The sequence below is a fragment of the Faecalibacillus intestinalis genome, assembly GCF_003024685.1.
In the GTDB taxonomy this organism is placed as follows: Bacteria; Bacillota_I; Bacilli_A; order Erysipelotrichales; family Coprobacillaceae; genus Faecalibacillus; species Faecalibacillus intestinalis.
The window spans coordinates 158,033-174,408 of sequence record NZ_PYLQ01000003.1 but is presented as its reverse complement, the minus strand read 5'-3'; the positions used below and the strand labels follow the sequence as shown (position 1 = coordinate 174,408).

Genomic DNA, 16,376 nt, shown 5'->3' with positions numbered 1-16,376 from the left:
TTACCCTACCTTTAAAATTTAAATGGATCCCAATTTGGTTTTCCACTATCATAGTAATCACATGATTCTTGCCAAGATTTCATTTCATCTTTAATGGTATCGCATAAACATTTATAGTCATCTTTTTTAAATTTATCATGATTCATCATTGATTTATAAAACTTTTTAAAACTAGCTGCTGTTTCTTTTATAGAATTTGGTGAAGACCACATACATTTTCTAATAAAGAAATCTCTAAAGAACAAATCAACTTCATTATTAACTTCTTCATAATTTGCATTATTACGATTTAATAAATATTCATTGATAAAAAAATCAACATTTTGTACATGTTTCTTAATTGTTTTATCAGATAGATTTGAGAGATCTTCTTTAAAAATATTTAATAATTCTTCATGTTGTTTTTCAATTTTTTCTTTGTCAAACGGTTCTTTAAAATACATAGACATATCTCCTTTGGTTTTAAACTATTATAATCAACTTTCTTTTATCTAATTTTATCATATTTAATAATTGTTCCATACTAATTCTAAAAATAATTTAAAAACAGGAATATTACAACAGAATTGTTGTTCATCCTGTTTTATTATTATTTATTAATATCTAATACTGCATAACATGCATCTCTAAACGCATCAAAGCAAAATTTGCTTTTTTACAATCACCAATAATATGAGTTGATATGTCAAGTTTTTCATAATCACTTGTGTCATTTGATTTAAAACAACTACCATAATAACACCATCTTATAAATATTCTTTTCCACTTGCAATAACAACTTTTTTAGGATGTAAAGTCATAGAGAGACTATCTGTTGCTTCTTCTAATAATCCTGGATTTCTTATTCACGTAATATGTTTGATACTTGGATTATACAAAGAATTACAAAAGTAATCATAACAGCCTTGATTACATCCAATACAATAACGAATTTGATTCACTTGACCATTTTTAGCTTTATTACAAAAATTTGCATCGACAAGTTGCGCACGCGCCATTACAATTAAATCTGCTTTATCATCTTCTAATATCTTTTCAGCAACTTCAGGAGTATTGATACGTCCACAAGGCATTGTAAACTTTCCTGTTTCTTTACGAATACGTTCACCATCTTCTACATTGAATCCATTTTTAATATCTACAGGAGCTACTTCATAAAGAGTTACAGCTGTTATAATATTTCCACGTGATATATTTAAAACATTGACACCATATTCTTTGGCATCTTTACAAAAGTCAATCACTTCTTTAAGAATTAATCCACTTTCAAGCATATCATCATGACAATCTATTTTCAAAAATAGAGGCATGTCTTCTGGTATATTTTGACGAATAGCTTTAATACATTAAAGTGGAAATTTCTATTGATTTTCAAAACTCCCACCCCATTCATTACTTCGATGATTGATTCCACTAGAAAGCATTGAGTGTGGTAAATAATTATGAGCACAATGAAATTCTAAAAAATCAAATCCAGCTTCAACTGAACATTTAGCTACCTCACCAAACTTATTAATGACATCTAATAATCTCTCAAAAGTAATTTCTTGCATAGTATATTCTGCATTTACTGGTATATCATTTGGAACTAGAATTTTTGCTTTTTAATCTAAAGCAACAGCTAAACCTCCTTGCCAAAGTTGAATACATGTTTTATCACCAGCATCATGTACTACATCATTTAATTTTTTTAAGCCATTAGTATACTTATCTTCAGCTATAAATAAAAATCCAAAATGTGCACTTGCTTTGTCAACAGCAGTAACCTCAACCGTATTTAAACCATTGCCACCCTTAGCACGTGCTACATGATAAGCAATCAACTTATCTATAACACTTTTTCTGCCTTCACTTTCCACACTTTCATGCGTACCTATCGCAGACATCATAATACGATTTTTTAATTCCATGCCACGAATCTGTATCGGTTCAAATAATTTCAAATATTCCTTTTTCCTCCTAAGCGTTTGCTTTTTTTCTCTTAATCATAGCATTATGCAAAAGTGGTATCAAATGAAATGAAGTTTACACATAAGCTAATAAGCGGAAGAAAATAAAATATCATTATAAATAATTCTATTTTCTTTTTCGATTTTTTGTATTAATTGTAGCAATAGCACCAGGCTTTTTTAGATATTTTCTATTTTTGTTGAGATCATTTTTTATAACATTATTAGCTTTGTTTATTCCAAAATTAAAATACTTTGCCATTTTAATAAATTCTTCTTCAGAATTATCTAACAATGCTGTGAATTTTGTGGATTCCTCCTCCAAAGAAGGATAAATAGTACTCTTATTTATTCCTAGAATGTCTAATTCTTTTTTTATCTTTTTTAGTGCAGCTTTTTCTATAGAAATTTCTTCTATCCTGAAATTTTCTATAGAATGAATATCTTCTTCTTCAAAAAAAAGAATAAAATCACCTTTTTGATTCTTAATTCTGTCAGATAACACACTTCCATTGACCATTACAACTTTGTCTTTGACTTTTTCTTCATAATAAAAATCATTCAGCATTTGATTTGTAAAATATCCAGAATAACATTTATTACTTTTAATAAGATAAACAACCGGATTGTCAGTAGGTTCAATATTTTCTAAAGCAAAATATAATGCCACTAATGGATTATTTGTCACATCCAATACTCTTGTAGGAAAACCATAATGTTGTAAAATATTTAATATACTTATAATATCACTAAAATCAATATTATTAAAATAATCTACATTTTTTTCAACAAATTTATATATACTATTCAATTCCTCGTTTAAATCATTATAGAACGGTATTCTCTCATGTGTTTTCTTTTTTCTATAAAATGATGGTATTAATTTCCAATTTTGTTTGAGTCCGTTGTGTTGTCCTCGATAATAAATTTGCCCTAAAAGATTTTTAGACTGAAATTGCTCAATTATTTCAATAAAGTTTGAAACACTAGTAATCTTTTTTTTATCCATTTTTCATACTTGCCATTAATAAATCTTTCAAATCATCATTAGACATACCCAATTCCTTCATTAAATTAATCGCTTCAGAAGCAGACATTTCATTTCCCGAATCAATTTGTTGAATATATTCTATTAATTCCACAAAAGAATTCCATAATTCTAAATACTTTTCGTCTATATCCATCTCACAATATTTATCATACACTTCCTTTATTTTTTCTTCAAAATCATCACTTTTTCTTTTAGTATTAATACTATCTAACATTTTATATCTCCTTTACATATTCATAATTTATTATTGTAATATCCTTGTAAAAAATAAACCGCCTGCCTATTCCACCCCCAATGCTTTAAAAACAGCATCTTCTGCATCATTAAAGAAAATCAAATTAAAGCATCCAACAAGTTCAGGAGGAACTGAACCCAAATCACCAGCTGATGTAATAGGTAACAAAACCCTTTTTGCTCCTGAATCCAAGCATACTTGTAATGTATTAGCTAAATTATCAACTTTTGAGACAGTTCCACTAACACTAATATCACCTAATATTGCTAATGAACTAAGTGTTGGTCTTGTTAAAGCAATTGAACATATTGCAATCAATGTTGGTAAAGATAATTTATTTGTCATACCAATACCTTGTAAGTCTTGATACTGAATAATATAATCCTTAGTTGTTGTACTTATTGATTGACTTATTCTATTACTATTTGCTTTTAAATAATTAAAAGCATTTTGAGTACTTTCTCTGGCTTCTCTATCATTACCAATTCCGTTGCATGTCAATTTACCATTGCCAGGTAATATTTGTGTTTCTAATCTAAATAAACCAATCATGCCTGATTTACCACTTGAAACAGTATAAATATGTCCTGGATTACAAATTCCCTCAGGAATTAAAGTACTAGAACCTTGTTCTGGTACTGATACATACTTTTCTTCAAATGTATCATTATCAATATATGAAAAATTAACATCGTAGAATTCCATTCCGCCTATCTTCTTTAATTGTTCCTTAACACGTCTTCTCATTTCTAAAGCAATTCGGATAATTTCTTCTAATTCTTCTTTGTCATATTTACCATTAGGATAAATCAATTTAACTAATCCTGATACTGTTTTTCTAACTGAAATCGTATCTCTTTGATTTAAGTTTTTACCTAATTTAAAATACTTATCTAAGGCATCGCTTTCTTGAGTCTTTCTTAATTCTCTAATAAATTCAGCAAAATAATCAGTAATAAATCCATAATCATCAGTAAAATGATCAGGTCTAAATTTAGGCACTTCCCAACCAGGTAAATAACAATGAATACGATCTAAAAAAGCTGTATCCATTCCCATTTCAGGAGGAAATGGATCAAATAGCGAAGAAGTTTGCAATAATATATCAACATCTTGATTAATATTGCCAACAAAAACCATTGAAGCACTAGCTGATTTTTCTTCTTTTCCTCTTGCAAAGGATCCTGATGCCATATAATCTTTCATAATTTGAATACCGTCTTTATCTTTAAACCTAATTCCTGCAACTTCATCAAAAGCTACACAATCCCATAATCCAACTAAACCAATTGTTCTTTTACCCATATTATAGAAAAGATTTGCTACTGTCGTTTGACCACCAGAAACTAAGATACTATTTGGCGATATTTCTTTATAAATATGTGATTTACCAGTACTTCTAGGACCTAATTCACACAAATTATAATTATTTTCTACTAATGGTACTAAACGAAGTAATAATAACCATTTTTCTCTTTCTGTTAATTCATCTGGTTCCATACCAATAGAACGGAGAAGTATGTCTATCCATTCTTCTTTGGTAAAAGCTTTTCGTCCTTCTTTTAATTCATTAATATCAACATGCGGCATTTGAATTGGATTCAATTTAGCAATCTTAATAGGACTTGATTTTTTATCTTCTTCATTATAATCATATTCAAGTTGAACCATACACCAAATACCACCTGATAATAATCGATCATACTTTTCAGGATATTCGGCTGAAATTGGTATATTTTTAATACCTAAATTTGAAAACTCTGCTTCATATGTATCAGTTTTGATATTTAAATTGATTGTGATTTTATCAATAACTGAATAAAATCCTTTTGAGCGCAAAATCGATAAAGTCTTTTGTGCTTCATCGGAACGTACAAAATTTTTTTCTAATATTTTCTTCACTTTACTAATTCCTCGCTCAATGATATCTTCATCATCTGATACACAATATTTACCAAGAAGAAATTCCAACACATAGACGGGAACATTAGCTCCTTCTTTGATTTTTTTAGTTAAATCTTTTCTTACTATCTTACCAGCAAAATTATCACGTAGTTTTTGTTTTAATTCTTCTCTATCTGTCATATATCCTCCTTACATTTTTGTAAAATATACTATGATGAAATGGTTAGGAGTTGAACCTAACATTAAAACCCATCATTTCATATAAAGAGCATGATGCTCTTTAATTTTAATCAAAGAACTCAAAATCATCAATTGCCATCGCAATATCAATTTGCATTTCTTCTTTAATAGGAACTTGAATTCCTTCTTCATCAGCAATAACTAAATAATACGTTTCAGTATTATCAAATTTTTGAGATTTTAAATTAAATATGCATTTAAATTCTCTATCTTTAGGTATAGTACTTGTTTTATCCGCAATAATTTTTTGTCTATCACTTACTTCATTACCAACCGAATCTGTAATATAAGTCATATAATTACATGCAATATAGTTATCTTTTACTGCTTCTTTTTGGTAAAAACTTAAGTTAAATATCATATTGCTTATCTTTCTATTTGAAGATAGTAATGAAATTGTAACTGGTTTAATATCATATTTGTCTTTATTAATTTTGTATGACTTATTCGTAGATCTCAATGACTTGTATTTTATGATGGGAACGCATATTTCTTGTAAACTTGTACCTCCATGAACAAATTTTAAGCCACCCCTTCCTTTAATACGTATATTTTCCCTTGGAGAAAATCCTAATAAATTAGAATTATTATAAATACCTTTAATTGGCATTAGAAAGTCTGGTTTAGCTTGTTCAGTGGTAATAACATAACGTCGACTTTGTTCAACGATATCTTTTTTAAATGATGATTTATCCATTTTATCTTCTTCATTTAATTCTTGATATGTATATAAAAAACCATGGTCAGATGTAATAATTGCGTTAATCCCATGCAAATCAGCATCTATAATACTTATTAGATTCATTATCTCATTAACTGCTTTATCGCACGCTTCGAACACAAATGATTCATCATTATGACTATATGCATCAATTATATCATGATAAATATAAATGACATCTTTTCCTTTAAAAGCTTTTCTCCTATCAACACGTTTCATAGAAATAACATCTTTATATTTTAAAACAATACTATTTTCAACATATCTTTTTAATATATTTTCTCGATTACTCATTTCACTTATTTGACCATCAATCAAAACTTTTAACGAATCATTTTTGTTAACCACTTCGAGTTTTCTATGTGGTAGTAATGCAGCCATACCAAATTTAGTAATGGTTGGATAAATAGCTTGCTGAGCACTTATTTCAACATCAGCTCTTTTTTCAATTTCTAATTGTTTAGCAAGTGTATAAGCAACATCATATCGCATAGCATCCGATATAATCACAAATACTTTCCCATCTACATTTTTAACAACATCTTGAAAGAAATCAATTTGTTGTGGTATTCCTTTAATTTTACCTGTAGCACCTAAATCATCTTCAATGATTTTATTCCAATTAGATGCGAGTTTATCTAAATACCAATTTTTATATTCTTTTTCTACATAATCAGCTAAATCCTTAAACCCATCATCCAATGAAGGATGAAGTGTTTGTAAACACATCGAAAAAGCAATATGAAATTCTTTATACAAACTATCCATTTGATAATAATCACTTATATAAGCTTCCCACATTTCTTTAGCATTCACATGATGGAAACTATTTACATGATCTAGGTAAAACTTATTCATTAATGCTACTTGGTAAATACCATCATAGAAGTAAGAATAATCTTCATACCAAGAAGATGTTCTTCTCTTTTCAACAATACTAATAATAGAATCACTATCAATTGTTCTAGTAAAAATTAAATACATAAGCTTTGATAAAATGATTTCATCAATAATTGGTAAAACATCTGTATCTTCTAAATCTTTAATTTCAAATTGATTAAAACGATCAATCAAATGAAGATTACTTGTAACATACTCACCGACATGCTTAAATAAATCCTTATCACTACTATGCAACCAATTAAAAATTAAATCGTAACAAAAACCACTATATTTATCAGAATATTTATCTTCTAAGCCATCTAATACATTACTAGATATCGTTCTAGAAATTGCACTCAATACAACATGATTTGTTAAATCATCAATATTTTCTGATTTATTGAATCCTGTTGTTCTATGTACCATAGACCAAAATAATCCTGTAGCACCATATTTTAATAAATCTAATTTAATTGGATTTTCTAAATCCGTTCCTGATGACATTACTGATTTTATAATATAATCTGGTTTTCTATCTTTAACAGATGCAATAGCCGATAATATAGACATATATAATGTAGATTTACTGTCAATTGATCCTTCAAAAGAAGAAATCAATTTACGCCTACTGGTAGCCTTAAAGAAACCTTTAAATTTTCTTACTTCTTTTCTTAACTCAGGAATATTTAAAATATTCATTTCTTGCATTAATCTTGAAGTTTTATCAGCACGATATTCATCACTATATAACTTTATATCCAAAAACCAATCATGTTCTTGATTTACATTTAAAGAATTGTAAACTAAATAGTTATTTTCTAAATCATCATTAGATAATAACTTTTTTGAAATAAATTGATTAGAATCATCTAATATTAATACCTTAGCATTAGATAATTCTAAATCTTTAACTTCATCAATAAACTCGCTATCTTCATCATTCCAAAAGATAATTCGTCTTTTATAGAATTCATCTAAAGGTTCAGCAAACCTTTGTTCCAATTCTTTTTTTATATCTTCGATAGCCATACCGAACCTCCTACTTATTTTTCTATTCTTGCTACCAGCTTTCAACTACCAACCCATAGTAGTAATCTGTTAAGCACTTTAAATCTCCATTAATCTGTGTAGCAAATTTTTTTATAACTTCTAAATCTACTGTTACATTGTCAAATTGATTGACAAAAAAATGATATTCATCTCTATTATTTACAGGATAACGACTAAAATCTATATTATGATGATAATCATTTATGTTATCTTTTTTTAAATAATTGGCAAGTTCATTTAGATAAGGTTCAATATTCTTGACCATTTTATTAAAAGAATCTTCAGGTCTCTCTTCATTGAATCCAAATTCGTTAATTTTATTTTTTACTAAAAACCAAATATTTCTTATATCATGATTCTTTCCATATTTTGACTTGTAATTTAATAAAATGTTCAAAGACCAGCAAATAGATTTTAAATATAATTCAATACCTTGATTAAGTGAAAAAAACATAGGAAAAATTAAGATGTCAGCTGTTTTATCAAAAGTATTTTCTAAACATGATTTTGCATTTACTATAACACTTGTCATGTATCCATCAGCCATAACTATCATATTTTGAATTGGTTCATGATGATTTAATCTCCAATTCATGTACGCATTTTTATCAACGTCATCGTTGAAAGTGTTAATTATAACCTTTTTCACAAACAATATACCTCCTCACTTTATCTTAGCTAACAATTCTTGAAATTTAGCATAGTTTACTTTAACACCATCATCTAAATCCATTGGTTCCATTTTATCTGCCCAATGGTGAATAACTTCTTCATACTTATTCAATTCTAATAATTGCTCATTAATTTTCTTAAATTGTTTAGATAACTTGACCTTTTCACTTGAATTAGAAGCATCATGAATTTGTCCTTGTAACATTTCAATTTGAGTTCTATAACGAGCTTGTTGGGGATGTATATACCCCGTTCTCATTCTTGCAATTAGATCAGGTGTATATCTATGTATATAAACTAATGCTTTAAAACCATTTTTCTTTCCACTATCAAACAACCAATAAATAGGTCGTTTACCAGATCCTGTTACTTGATATGTATTACAATGATCCTTAAAGAAATCATTCAAAAAGTAATTGCGTAATACTTCTCTAGGTGTTCCTTTACCACCTAAAGCATTCGCAATTAATTGCAAGTTTTCTTCTAATGTATCAGAATCATACACAACTTTTACAAATTCAATGAACATTGTTAAGATATCATCTTCAAAATAATCCTCATCACAAATTGGAATAATATCATCATTATCTGGTATAAAAGTTGAATACTTATTATTATCCCATTCACCACCAGCATATGCCAATCCTTCAACATCTAATGAATAACGTCCAAACATACAACCAACAGCATAAGATATGAATGATTTAATATCTCTAGCTAAGTCAGCTTTTCGAACAGTTACATCCTTATCTTCTACATAAGGATCTAATTCACCCTGTAATCCATAGATTTCAATAAAGATTCTATTTAATTCTTTTTCATTACTCTTTAATGTATTGAATCTATCTTCACATTCTTTTGACCAAAGATTATATGCCTCACCAATAGTAGAAGCATGATTCTTTACAAGTGGATGTACTTTAAAGTCCCACGAAGTTTCAAAAGAATCCCAATCCTTTTTACTATAATTAATGCATTGTTTTACGTTAGTTAAAAAAGATTTTTGGGACAAATGATTACTAAATGGTAGCATAGAAATGTCTCCAACCTTATAATCCATTGTAGGTGCTAATACTTTTAAATATTCCATTGTTACTGAACTATTTAGAAAGGCTAATATACCATATAGGATATTATCATTTGCTGCAAACCCTTTTGCTCCTTTAGAATCAAATAAAAATCCTTCTCCGCACCATCTGACAGATATATTTCCAGCGCTAATAGAAGACCATGTTAATCCTTTTCTAAACGCATATTCACCATTATAATTGTGGGACCTAACTCTCCCGGTTTTCATGTCTTTATTATTCTTTATAGCCAAACCATCTTCAAGCCAATAAACAATATAATAATTATTACCATACCACTTTCTAAAATCACCGCCTTTATTGTAAGGAACCCATTTTGTATTTGTATTATAAATATATGGCATACATTTAAAATTAATATCCAAAAAAGAAACTTCATACCATAATCTTAAAAAAATATCATTACCTGCAGTAGCCATACCTTCTCTAGTAGTGAAAACGTTTTTCAATATTCCATTTTTATAGGAATCAACCATCTGCCTCGTCATTGAATAAGCAAATGGAATTCCAGGAACATCTAAAAAATAATTTTGACACGCATCATAACAAATTTTATCTCCCGTATTTAGATTTGTTTTATTAATTTCTAAAGCCGTATCATATGTTGAAAAATCAAATCTAACATTATTATCTCTTCTAGCATTTAAAAATAATTCTTTTATACTGTCACTCGTAATATATTGGAAAGTTCTGTTATATAATTTAAAATATTTACCTATATAGGCATCGATTTTATCATTGCAAATACAAAATGCTAAAGAGCCGAAATCTATTCCAAAAATTCCTCTTCCCATATGTAAAACAGATAAAAATAACTTTTTAGAGAACAAATATTTTCTTAATTTTTCGAATGATACTAATGAAGTTAATGAAGGCTGTGTAATCATAGAAATGTAACCTTTATTTTTAGAAAAATTAATATTTCTATCAATAAAAACTGCAAATAAATCAGTCTTTGAATTTGGATAATGCTTTTGAACAAATGGTTTTTGTTTTGGCGAAGGTGCCATATATGGTGGATTTGTTATAACAACATCATATTTTTGAACTAACAATTTAGCTTGTTTTAATAATGGATTAAATATATCAATCAATTTAATTAAATCCGCTTGATCTATCAATGATCCATAATTAGAAATTTTATTAACTTCATCTAGTTTATTAACTAGTTCATTTAATTGTTCTATTGAACAATCAAGATTTAATATAGACCCAAATTCTTTTGCTTCTTTAAACGTGTTTAACAAGTAATATCCTAAATTTTTACATTCACCTAAATGTTCTATTACGTCATCATCGACATCATAATTTGATTCTCTAATTTCTACTAAATTAACTTCTGTATTACAAGATAAAATACGTCTATTATAAAATCTTGCTTTCATCATTATAGCAAAGTATGCTAAATGATAAGCACGTTCATCTATTTCTAGACCATATAAATTATTTTCTAATATTGACTTTGATGCATCTCGATCTGACCATCCTGCATCTCTATAAATATCCATTAATACATCAAAAGCATAAACAAGAATATGACCTGAACCCATACATGGATCGATGACTCTAATTTCCTCTGGTTTTAATTTCGAATGTTCTTCTTTTATTTTGTTTAATTGTTCTAAAACGTCTTGATTTTGCTTTGCTTCTTCTAAATAATACTTCCAATTAGAATGATCAAAATTTGGATGTCCATCAATCCACAATCTACCTAATGAATTTTCAGTCATATAACGTACAATCCAATCAGGTGTGAATAATTGAGTTGCAGCGGGAATATCATCCTTAGTATAGTTTTTCTTTTTCATGACGGTATCTTTTAGTTCGGAATTATAATACTGATATAACCAACCAATAATTTGAACTTGGTCACTCCAAGTATCCTCATCCATATCATTAACCAATCTAAATAAGACACCCTCATGTTCTAATAGATTATCAGGCAGTAATAAAGTTTTATAGTCACTAATAGATGAAAACATCTCAGGTAAATATCTGTTCATATCATTACATAATGTAAGTAAAAGATATTTATATAATTCATCTTTATTATTATCTTCTAATAATTTAAATACTTTTTGTTTATCCAACCCATCTAGTTCAATATGCATAGCATCCGTTAAGATTTCAGGTTGTAATTCATTACTTTCATTTGTAAATACTCTTACCCTTTGTGGAAGATAATTATTAACTTCCATATAACGCAATGCAATAAATCTATTAAACCAAGTATAAGCAACTTCTTCAATGACATGCATATAGCCATGTTTTTTTACTTGAATAATTAATTCATTTAATTGTTGTTTTTGTTCATTAGAAAGAAGATTGCCATGAACAGAATCAGTATTATATTCTGGTAAGCTTGTTTCAGTTACTTCAAATTGGTAGGCTTTTTGTGCAATTTTTTTTATTAATTCAGTACGAGCCCATGTGGCATAATTTTTAATTGCTGTTTTATTCATAGTAAGTCTCCTTTCTATCTGATTTCAATTTCTTCGTCATCATTGATATAACTTAGTAATCTATTTTTTATATTTGCTAGATATCGATTGACATCAGCTTCAGTTTTTAAATTAACTTGACTAAATATGACTGTACGTTGTAATTGACGAACACTTCTTCTTGGTTGAACAAGTATATCAGTTGGTATATTATCCGTATCATCATTATTATTAAGAATATTATCCATTTGATTAATGATTGTATCTTTTAAAGAAGTAATCGTATTCTTTTTAGCATCTAATGCTACTATATTATTAAGCCTTGCTACATCTTGTTTTTTTGCATCAAATTTATGTTTTACATTTTGTAATTCAAATTGTAATTTATCTTCATTAGTTGCTTTTAATTCTAGTTCATGTAAACATGAGTCAATAAAATCATTTAATTCATGCTTTTTAGCTTGAATTACTTTATTTCTTTGATCATTAATGATTGAAATACAATCATTTAATTCAGGAATACGATTGTATTTAAATGGTGTTGTTACTCTTGTGATATCATCGATTTTTTCTATTGCTTTTTTTATATCTTCATTATCTAATAAATAATCCTTTTCATGATTTATGACTGCATTTCTGATATCAATTGCATTATCAAACAGTTTAATTTGTGTATCATAGAAATTTTCTACAGCACGTATATCATCTTTACTATCTAATAGATCACCTTCCAAATCACAGAGAGTATTAACAAGTACAAGATTGTCACTTTGAGCTGATAATATTTTATTAACATATCCTAACAAATTTTGAATTTCTTGAGCACCAGGATGCAATAAAGTATTATTTTGATTTGCCATATATTCTAATTTATTTTTTTCAGTTTTATATTCTTTAGTAATATAAGCGACTAAACCATCTTCATCACTTGGTACATCCATAACATCAAAATAATCTTTTAATATGTCTCTTACTGTTTTTATTTTTTGAGCAGGGATAGATTCACGAATTGAAATGTTTGTAAAACCTATTTCTGTTTTTTTTCTTAAAAATTCAACTAACCGATAATCATTAGGTCGAATCGTTTCTCCTGAATGTTTAATCGTTACTTTTTGTTCTTGAACTAATCTTGCCACAACAGCTGCAATATCTATTTCTTTCCATCCATATGGAATACCTTGATAACGTGATTGAATATCATTCATGGATGTTGGCATCTTCTTCATATGAAGAGCGTATAGATATCTATAAACATCATCACATGCTTTTTTGTTAGGTTCTAATCCATCAAAACCAATATTATTACCATTTAATATATCTCTAATATCTGCATCTGTACTTACAGGTGTATCAACTAGTGTAATACTTGAATAAGTATGATCTACTAATGTTTCAAGTGCTTTATCTAATACGACTTTTACATTTGTTCCAGCAATTGTTGATACATCCCCATCAATATAGAATTTACCATTAACAATAGCATCAGTGATTTTACCTTTTACTCCATTTAATAAACGACGTGCTTCTTTTTGTTTATTAGTGATAATTATTTGTACTGATTCAGGTAATTGACTGACATTTTTTTGTCTAATATATTTATTAATTTTTAAGGCATTTTCAATGTCAGCAAAGATTTCATATTGATTTGATAGCTTACAAATAGCTGCATAATCTTTTGAGTCAGTAATCAATTTTAATTCATTATTTACATCATCATTTACTTCAGTGACAAACTTTAATTTCATGCCACCTGTTGTATTTCCATGATTTTGTCCATCTACCGATTTATCAAATTCAAAGTCATAATTATAACCATTTTTAGTATATCTATATTTTTTAGTTGTGTAAATGTCATCAAAGATTGTTTTACATACTTGTGAAATAACATTTGCAGCATCAATATTTTGATTATTGATTTCTCTAGTAATATCTTGTTCTTCATCAGTTAAGAATTGATAAATATCCCCATTGCGAGCAATATAATTTTGTTTTTGTAGATGATCTAATGATTCTGTCACTTGCTTTCTTAATTCTAACTTATCCACATTGATTGAATCAGCCATTAAGATTGTTAAGTTTTCAATATTAGATTTAATATCATCAATATAGCGTACTAAATATAATAATTTTAATAAATTAACATCTTCATTTATTAAACCATTATTATTAATTGCTGCTTTTTCAGCTCTTTCAATAACTAAACGAACAGATGTATCTAAGAAACTATGCAATGTATCATAGAATGCAAACATTGGAACCAATGTTAATTCATTTTTATCTCCGATACGCTGTGCTGATTCTTGGAACCCATTAAGCATTGATCTTTCTCCACTTGATTGATGTTTACCAGCATGACCATGTTTACGAATTTCATTAAATACTTTTTGCATAATGGTAAATTGATAAGGTACAAATGGATAAATACGAACAAACTCATCTTCAGATGAATATCCTTTTAAATCCTTTAGTTCAGTATCAAAAGCATATAGATTACTTAATACATTTTCATTGTTTTCATAAACATGACTCAAGACTTTATTTGCTTCATCTGTTTTAGTAAGTAAACGTTTTTCAATAACTTCACCTACTGAAGAAGATGTTAAGCTCAAACGAATTGCAAAACGAGCCATGATGCGTGAGAATTCATCTGTACGTACTTTAATCATTTCATCTAATGCTTCTTGTCCAGTTGCAACAATCCATACTTGGCCACGACATACAGAACCTAATTTTTCAATTAACGATTGCAAGTTTAATAACATACTTGTATTAGTACCAATATATTGACCAGCTTCATCAATCATAAATAATAAACGAAAACCTTTAGGTTTTGTATCAACATAGGCTTTAATTTCATCAACTAATTGAGCAATAGAAATATCAGCAGTTTCTGTTCCATCAAACCAATGTTGAGCAGTTACTTCATTCATGATATTCGCTTGTACTAATGCATCAATGACATCCTGTTCAAAAAATTGATATTCTGCTCTTGATTCAATCCAAGATTCTCCATTGATTTCTTCATAAGCATCTTTAAAAGCTTCCATTTTCCCTTGTTTAGAAATGAATTGCTCTAATTTTGCTAGTTTTAAATCATTACCATAAAAACCAAGATGATCATAAAATACCTTTGCAAATACTTTCAATACAGCTGTATCATCTTTATGCATCGATCCTTCAACATCGATATTAAACAAAATTGTTTCAGTTGGTACTTGGACACATTTTTGAATATTCATGAACGATAATTGATCATCAAATTTTTCTTCAAAATAATCTACTATTTTTTTGTCCTTGATTTCTTTGTTTTCTAATAAATAAGAAAGCATTTTTAAAAAGTGTGATTTCCCACTTCCAAAGAAACCCGTAATCCATACTCCAACATTATCAGTTGGTGTATCAAATGATTCACTATATTCATTAAAAAATTTAGTAAAGTGTTTCTTTAATTCGGTTGTAACTACGTATTCTTTGACTTCTTGTTCTACAACTTCTTCCTTTTCTTGTTCTACTTGAACAACCCCATTTATTGTACGATCAATATCGTCCTTAAACATCTTTTTGATTTCCATTATCCTTATCTCCTTATATCATATTGAATGCTCTATAATATTCATTAGATTTGAGTCTATTAAATAGCTTTACATAATGGCCATCGAATGCTCCTGGATATAAAACAACGATTGGCTTTTCATTAAAATCTTCTTGTAAAGCATTGAGTAATGCATGCACTCTCATGAACGGAAATGCTTTACCAACTCCTGTAATCATTAATAAGTCATTATTACCATCAAAACTATCTATTACCTTTTTAGCGAATGTTTTTGCATCACATGTTTTTTCAAATTGCTTTTCTAAGAATTCTTTACCTCGTTTTTCTTCTAGTTGAGGAATACGATTTAAAATACGTTTATCCTCGCATATAGATAGGAAAGTTTCATATAAATCTACAATTTGTACATTGCTTTTTAAATCCATACTACTTAGTTGTTCTACAAAGTAACGAACAACCATTTCATTTTTAGGATCATAACAAAATATTCGTATATTAACTTCATTACTCAATCCTTTTCCTTTTAGAAAATCTTCTTCTTGTATTCTTTTTCTAAGTTCATCTAATCTTTCTGTAATACTTGACATGA

At 28.0% G+C, this 16,376-nt stretch carries 9 protein-coding genes and 1 pseudogene; all 10 read right to left on the bottom strand.

The window, feature by feature from the left end:
• Positions 1-11: 11 nt before the first annotated feature.
• On the bottom strand, positions 12-443 hold the full coding sequence (locus tag C7U54_RS03910; RefSeq protein ID WP_048923777.1) for a hypothetical protein: 432 nt from the start codon (positions 441-443) through the stop codon (positions 12-14).
• Positions 444-845: 402 nt separating this feature from the next.
• Positions 846-1,943 (bottom strand): annotated as a pseudogene (locus C7U54_RS15095) (NADH:flavin oxidoreductase).
• Positions 1,944-2,076: 133 nt separating this feature from the next.
• Positions 2,077-2,958 carry an FRG domain-containing protein gene (locus C7U54_RS03900; RefSeq protein WP_107029383.1) on the bottom strand — a complete coding sequence of 294 codons (882 nt, stop codon included), beginning with the start codon at positions 2,956-2,958 and terminating at the stop codon, positions 2,077-2,079.
• The gene (locus C7U54_RS03895; RefSeq protein WP_107029382.1) at positions 2,951-3,214 is read right to left on the bottom strand and encodes a hypothetical protein; all 264 of its coding nucleotides are present in this window, start codon (positions 3,212-3,214) and stop codon (positions 2,951-2,953) included. The genes C7U54_RS03900 and C7U54_RS03895 overlap by 8 nt, the downstream gene beginning before the upstream one ends.
• Before the next feature lie 66 nt (positions 3,215-3,280).
• Positions 3,281-5,320 (bottom strand): protease Lon-related BREX system protein BrxL, encoded by a 2,040-nt coding sequence (gene brxL / locus C7U54_RS03890; protein WP_107029381.1) that lies wholly within the window; start codon positions 5,318-5,320, stop codon positions 3,281-3,283.
• Between the two features lie 106 nt (positions 5,321-5,426).
• The gene (gene pglZ / locus C7U54_RS03885) at positions 5,427-8,012 is read right to left on the bottom strand and encodes a BREX-1 system phosphatase PglZ type A (RefSeq protein ID WP_107029380.1); all 2,586 of its coding nucleotides are present in this window, start codon (positions 8,010-8,012) and stop codon (positions 5,427-5,429) included.
• Positions 8,013-8,043: 31 nt separating this feature from the next.
• Positions 8,044-8,682 (bottom strand): hypothetical protein, encoded by a 639-nt coding sequence (locus tag C7U54_RS03880; RefSeq protein WP_107029379.1) that lies wholly within the window; start codon positions 8,680-8,682, stop codon positions 8,044-8,046.
• A 15-nt stretch (positions 8,683-8,697) separates the two neighbouring features.
• Positions 8,698-12,255, bottom strand: coding sequence for a BREX-1 system adenine-specific DNA-methyltransferase PglX (pglX, locus tag C7U54_RS03875; protein ID WP_107029378.1), 3,558 nt, complete (start codon positions 12,253-12,255; stop codon positions 8,698-8,700).
• 14 nt (positions 12,256-12,269) lie between these two features.
• On the bottom strand, positions 12,270-15,806 hold the full coding sequence (brxC, locus tag C7U54_RS03870; protein ID WP_107029377.1) for a BREX system P-loop protein BrxC: 3,537 nt from the start codon (positions 15,804-15,806) through the stop codon (positions 12,270-12,272).
• A gap of 13 nt (positions 15,807-15,819) precedes the next feature.
• Positions 15,820-16,374: a DUF1788 domain-containing protein gene (locus tag C7U54_RS03865; protein ID WP_107029376.1), complete on the bottom strand. Its 555-nt coding sequence runs from the start codon at positions 16,372-16,374 to the stop codon at positions 15,820-15,822.
• Positions 16,375-16,376 lie beyond the last annotated feature (2 nt).

Coding starts and splice junctions, on each gene's coding strand:
- C7U54_RS03910 (WP_048923777.1), bottom strand. CDS start 443: ATGTATTTTAAAGAACCGTTTGACAAAGAAAAAATTGAAAAACAACAT.
- C7U54_RS03900 (WP_107029383.1), bottom strand. CDS start 2,958: ATGGATAAAAAAAAGATTACTAGTGTTTCAAACTTTATTGAAATAATT.
- C7U54_RS03895 (WP_107029382.1), bottom strand. CDS start 3,214: ATGTTAGATAGTATTAATACTAAAAGAAAAAGTGATGATTTTGAAGAA.
- brxL (WP_107029381.1), bottom strand. CDS start 5,320: ATGACAGATAGAGAAGAATTAAAACAAAAACTACGTGATAATTTTGCT.
- pglZ (WP_107029380.1), bottom strand. CDS start 8,012: ATGGCTATCGAAGATATAAAAAAAGAATTGGAACAAAGGTTTGCTGAA.
- pglX (WP_107029378.1), bottom strand. CDS start 12,255: ATGAATAAAACAGCAATTAAAAATTATGCCACATGGGCTCGTACTGAA.
- brxC (WP_107029377.1), bottom strand. CDS start 15,806: ATGGAAATCAAAAAGATGTTTAAGGACGATATTGATCGTACAATAAAT.
- C7U54_RS03865 (WP_107029376.1), bottom strand. CDS start 16,374: ATGTCAAGTATTACAGAAAGATTAGATGAACTTAGAAAAAGAATACAA.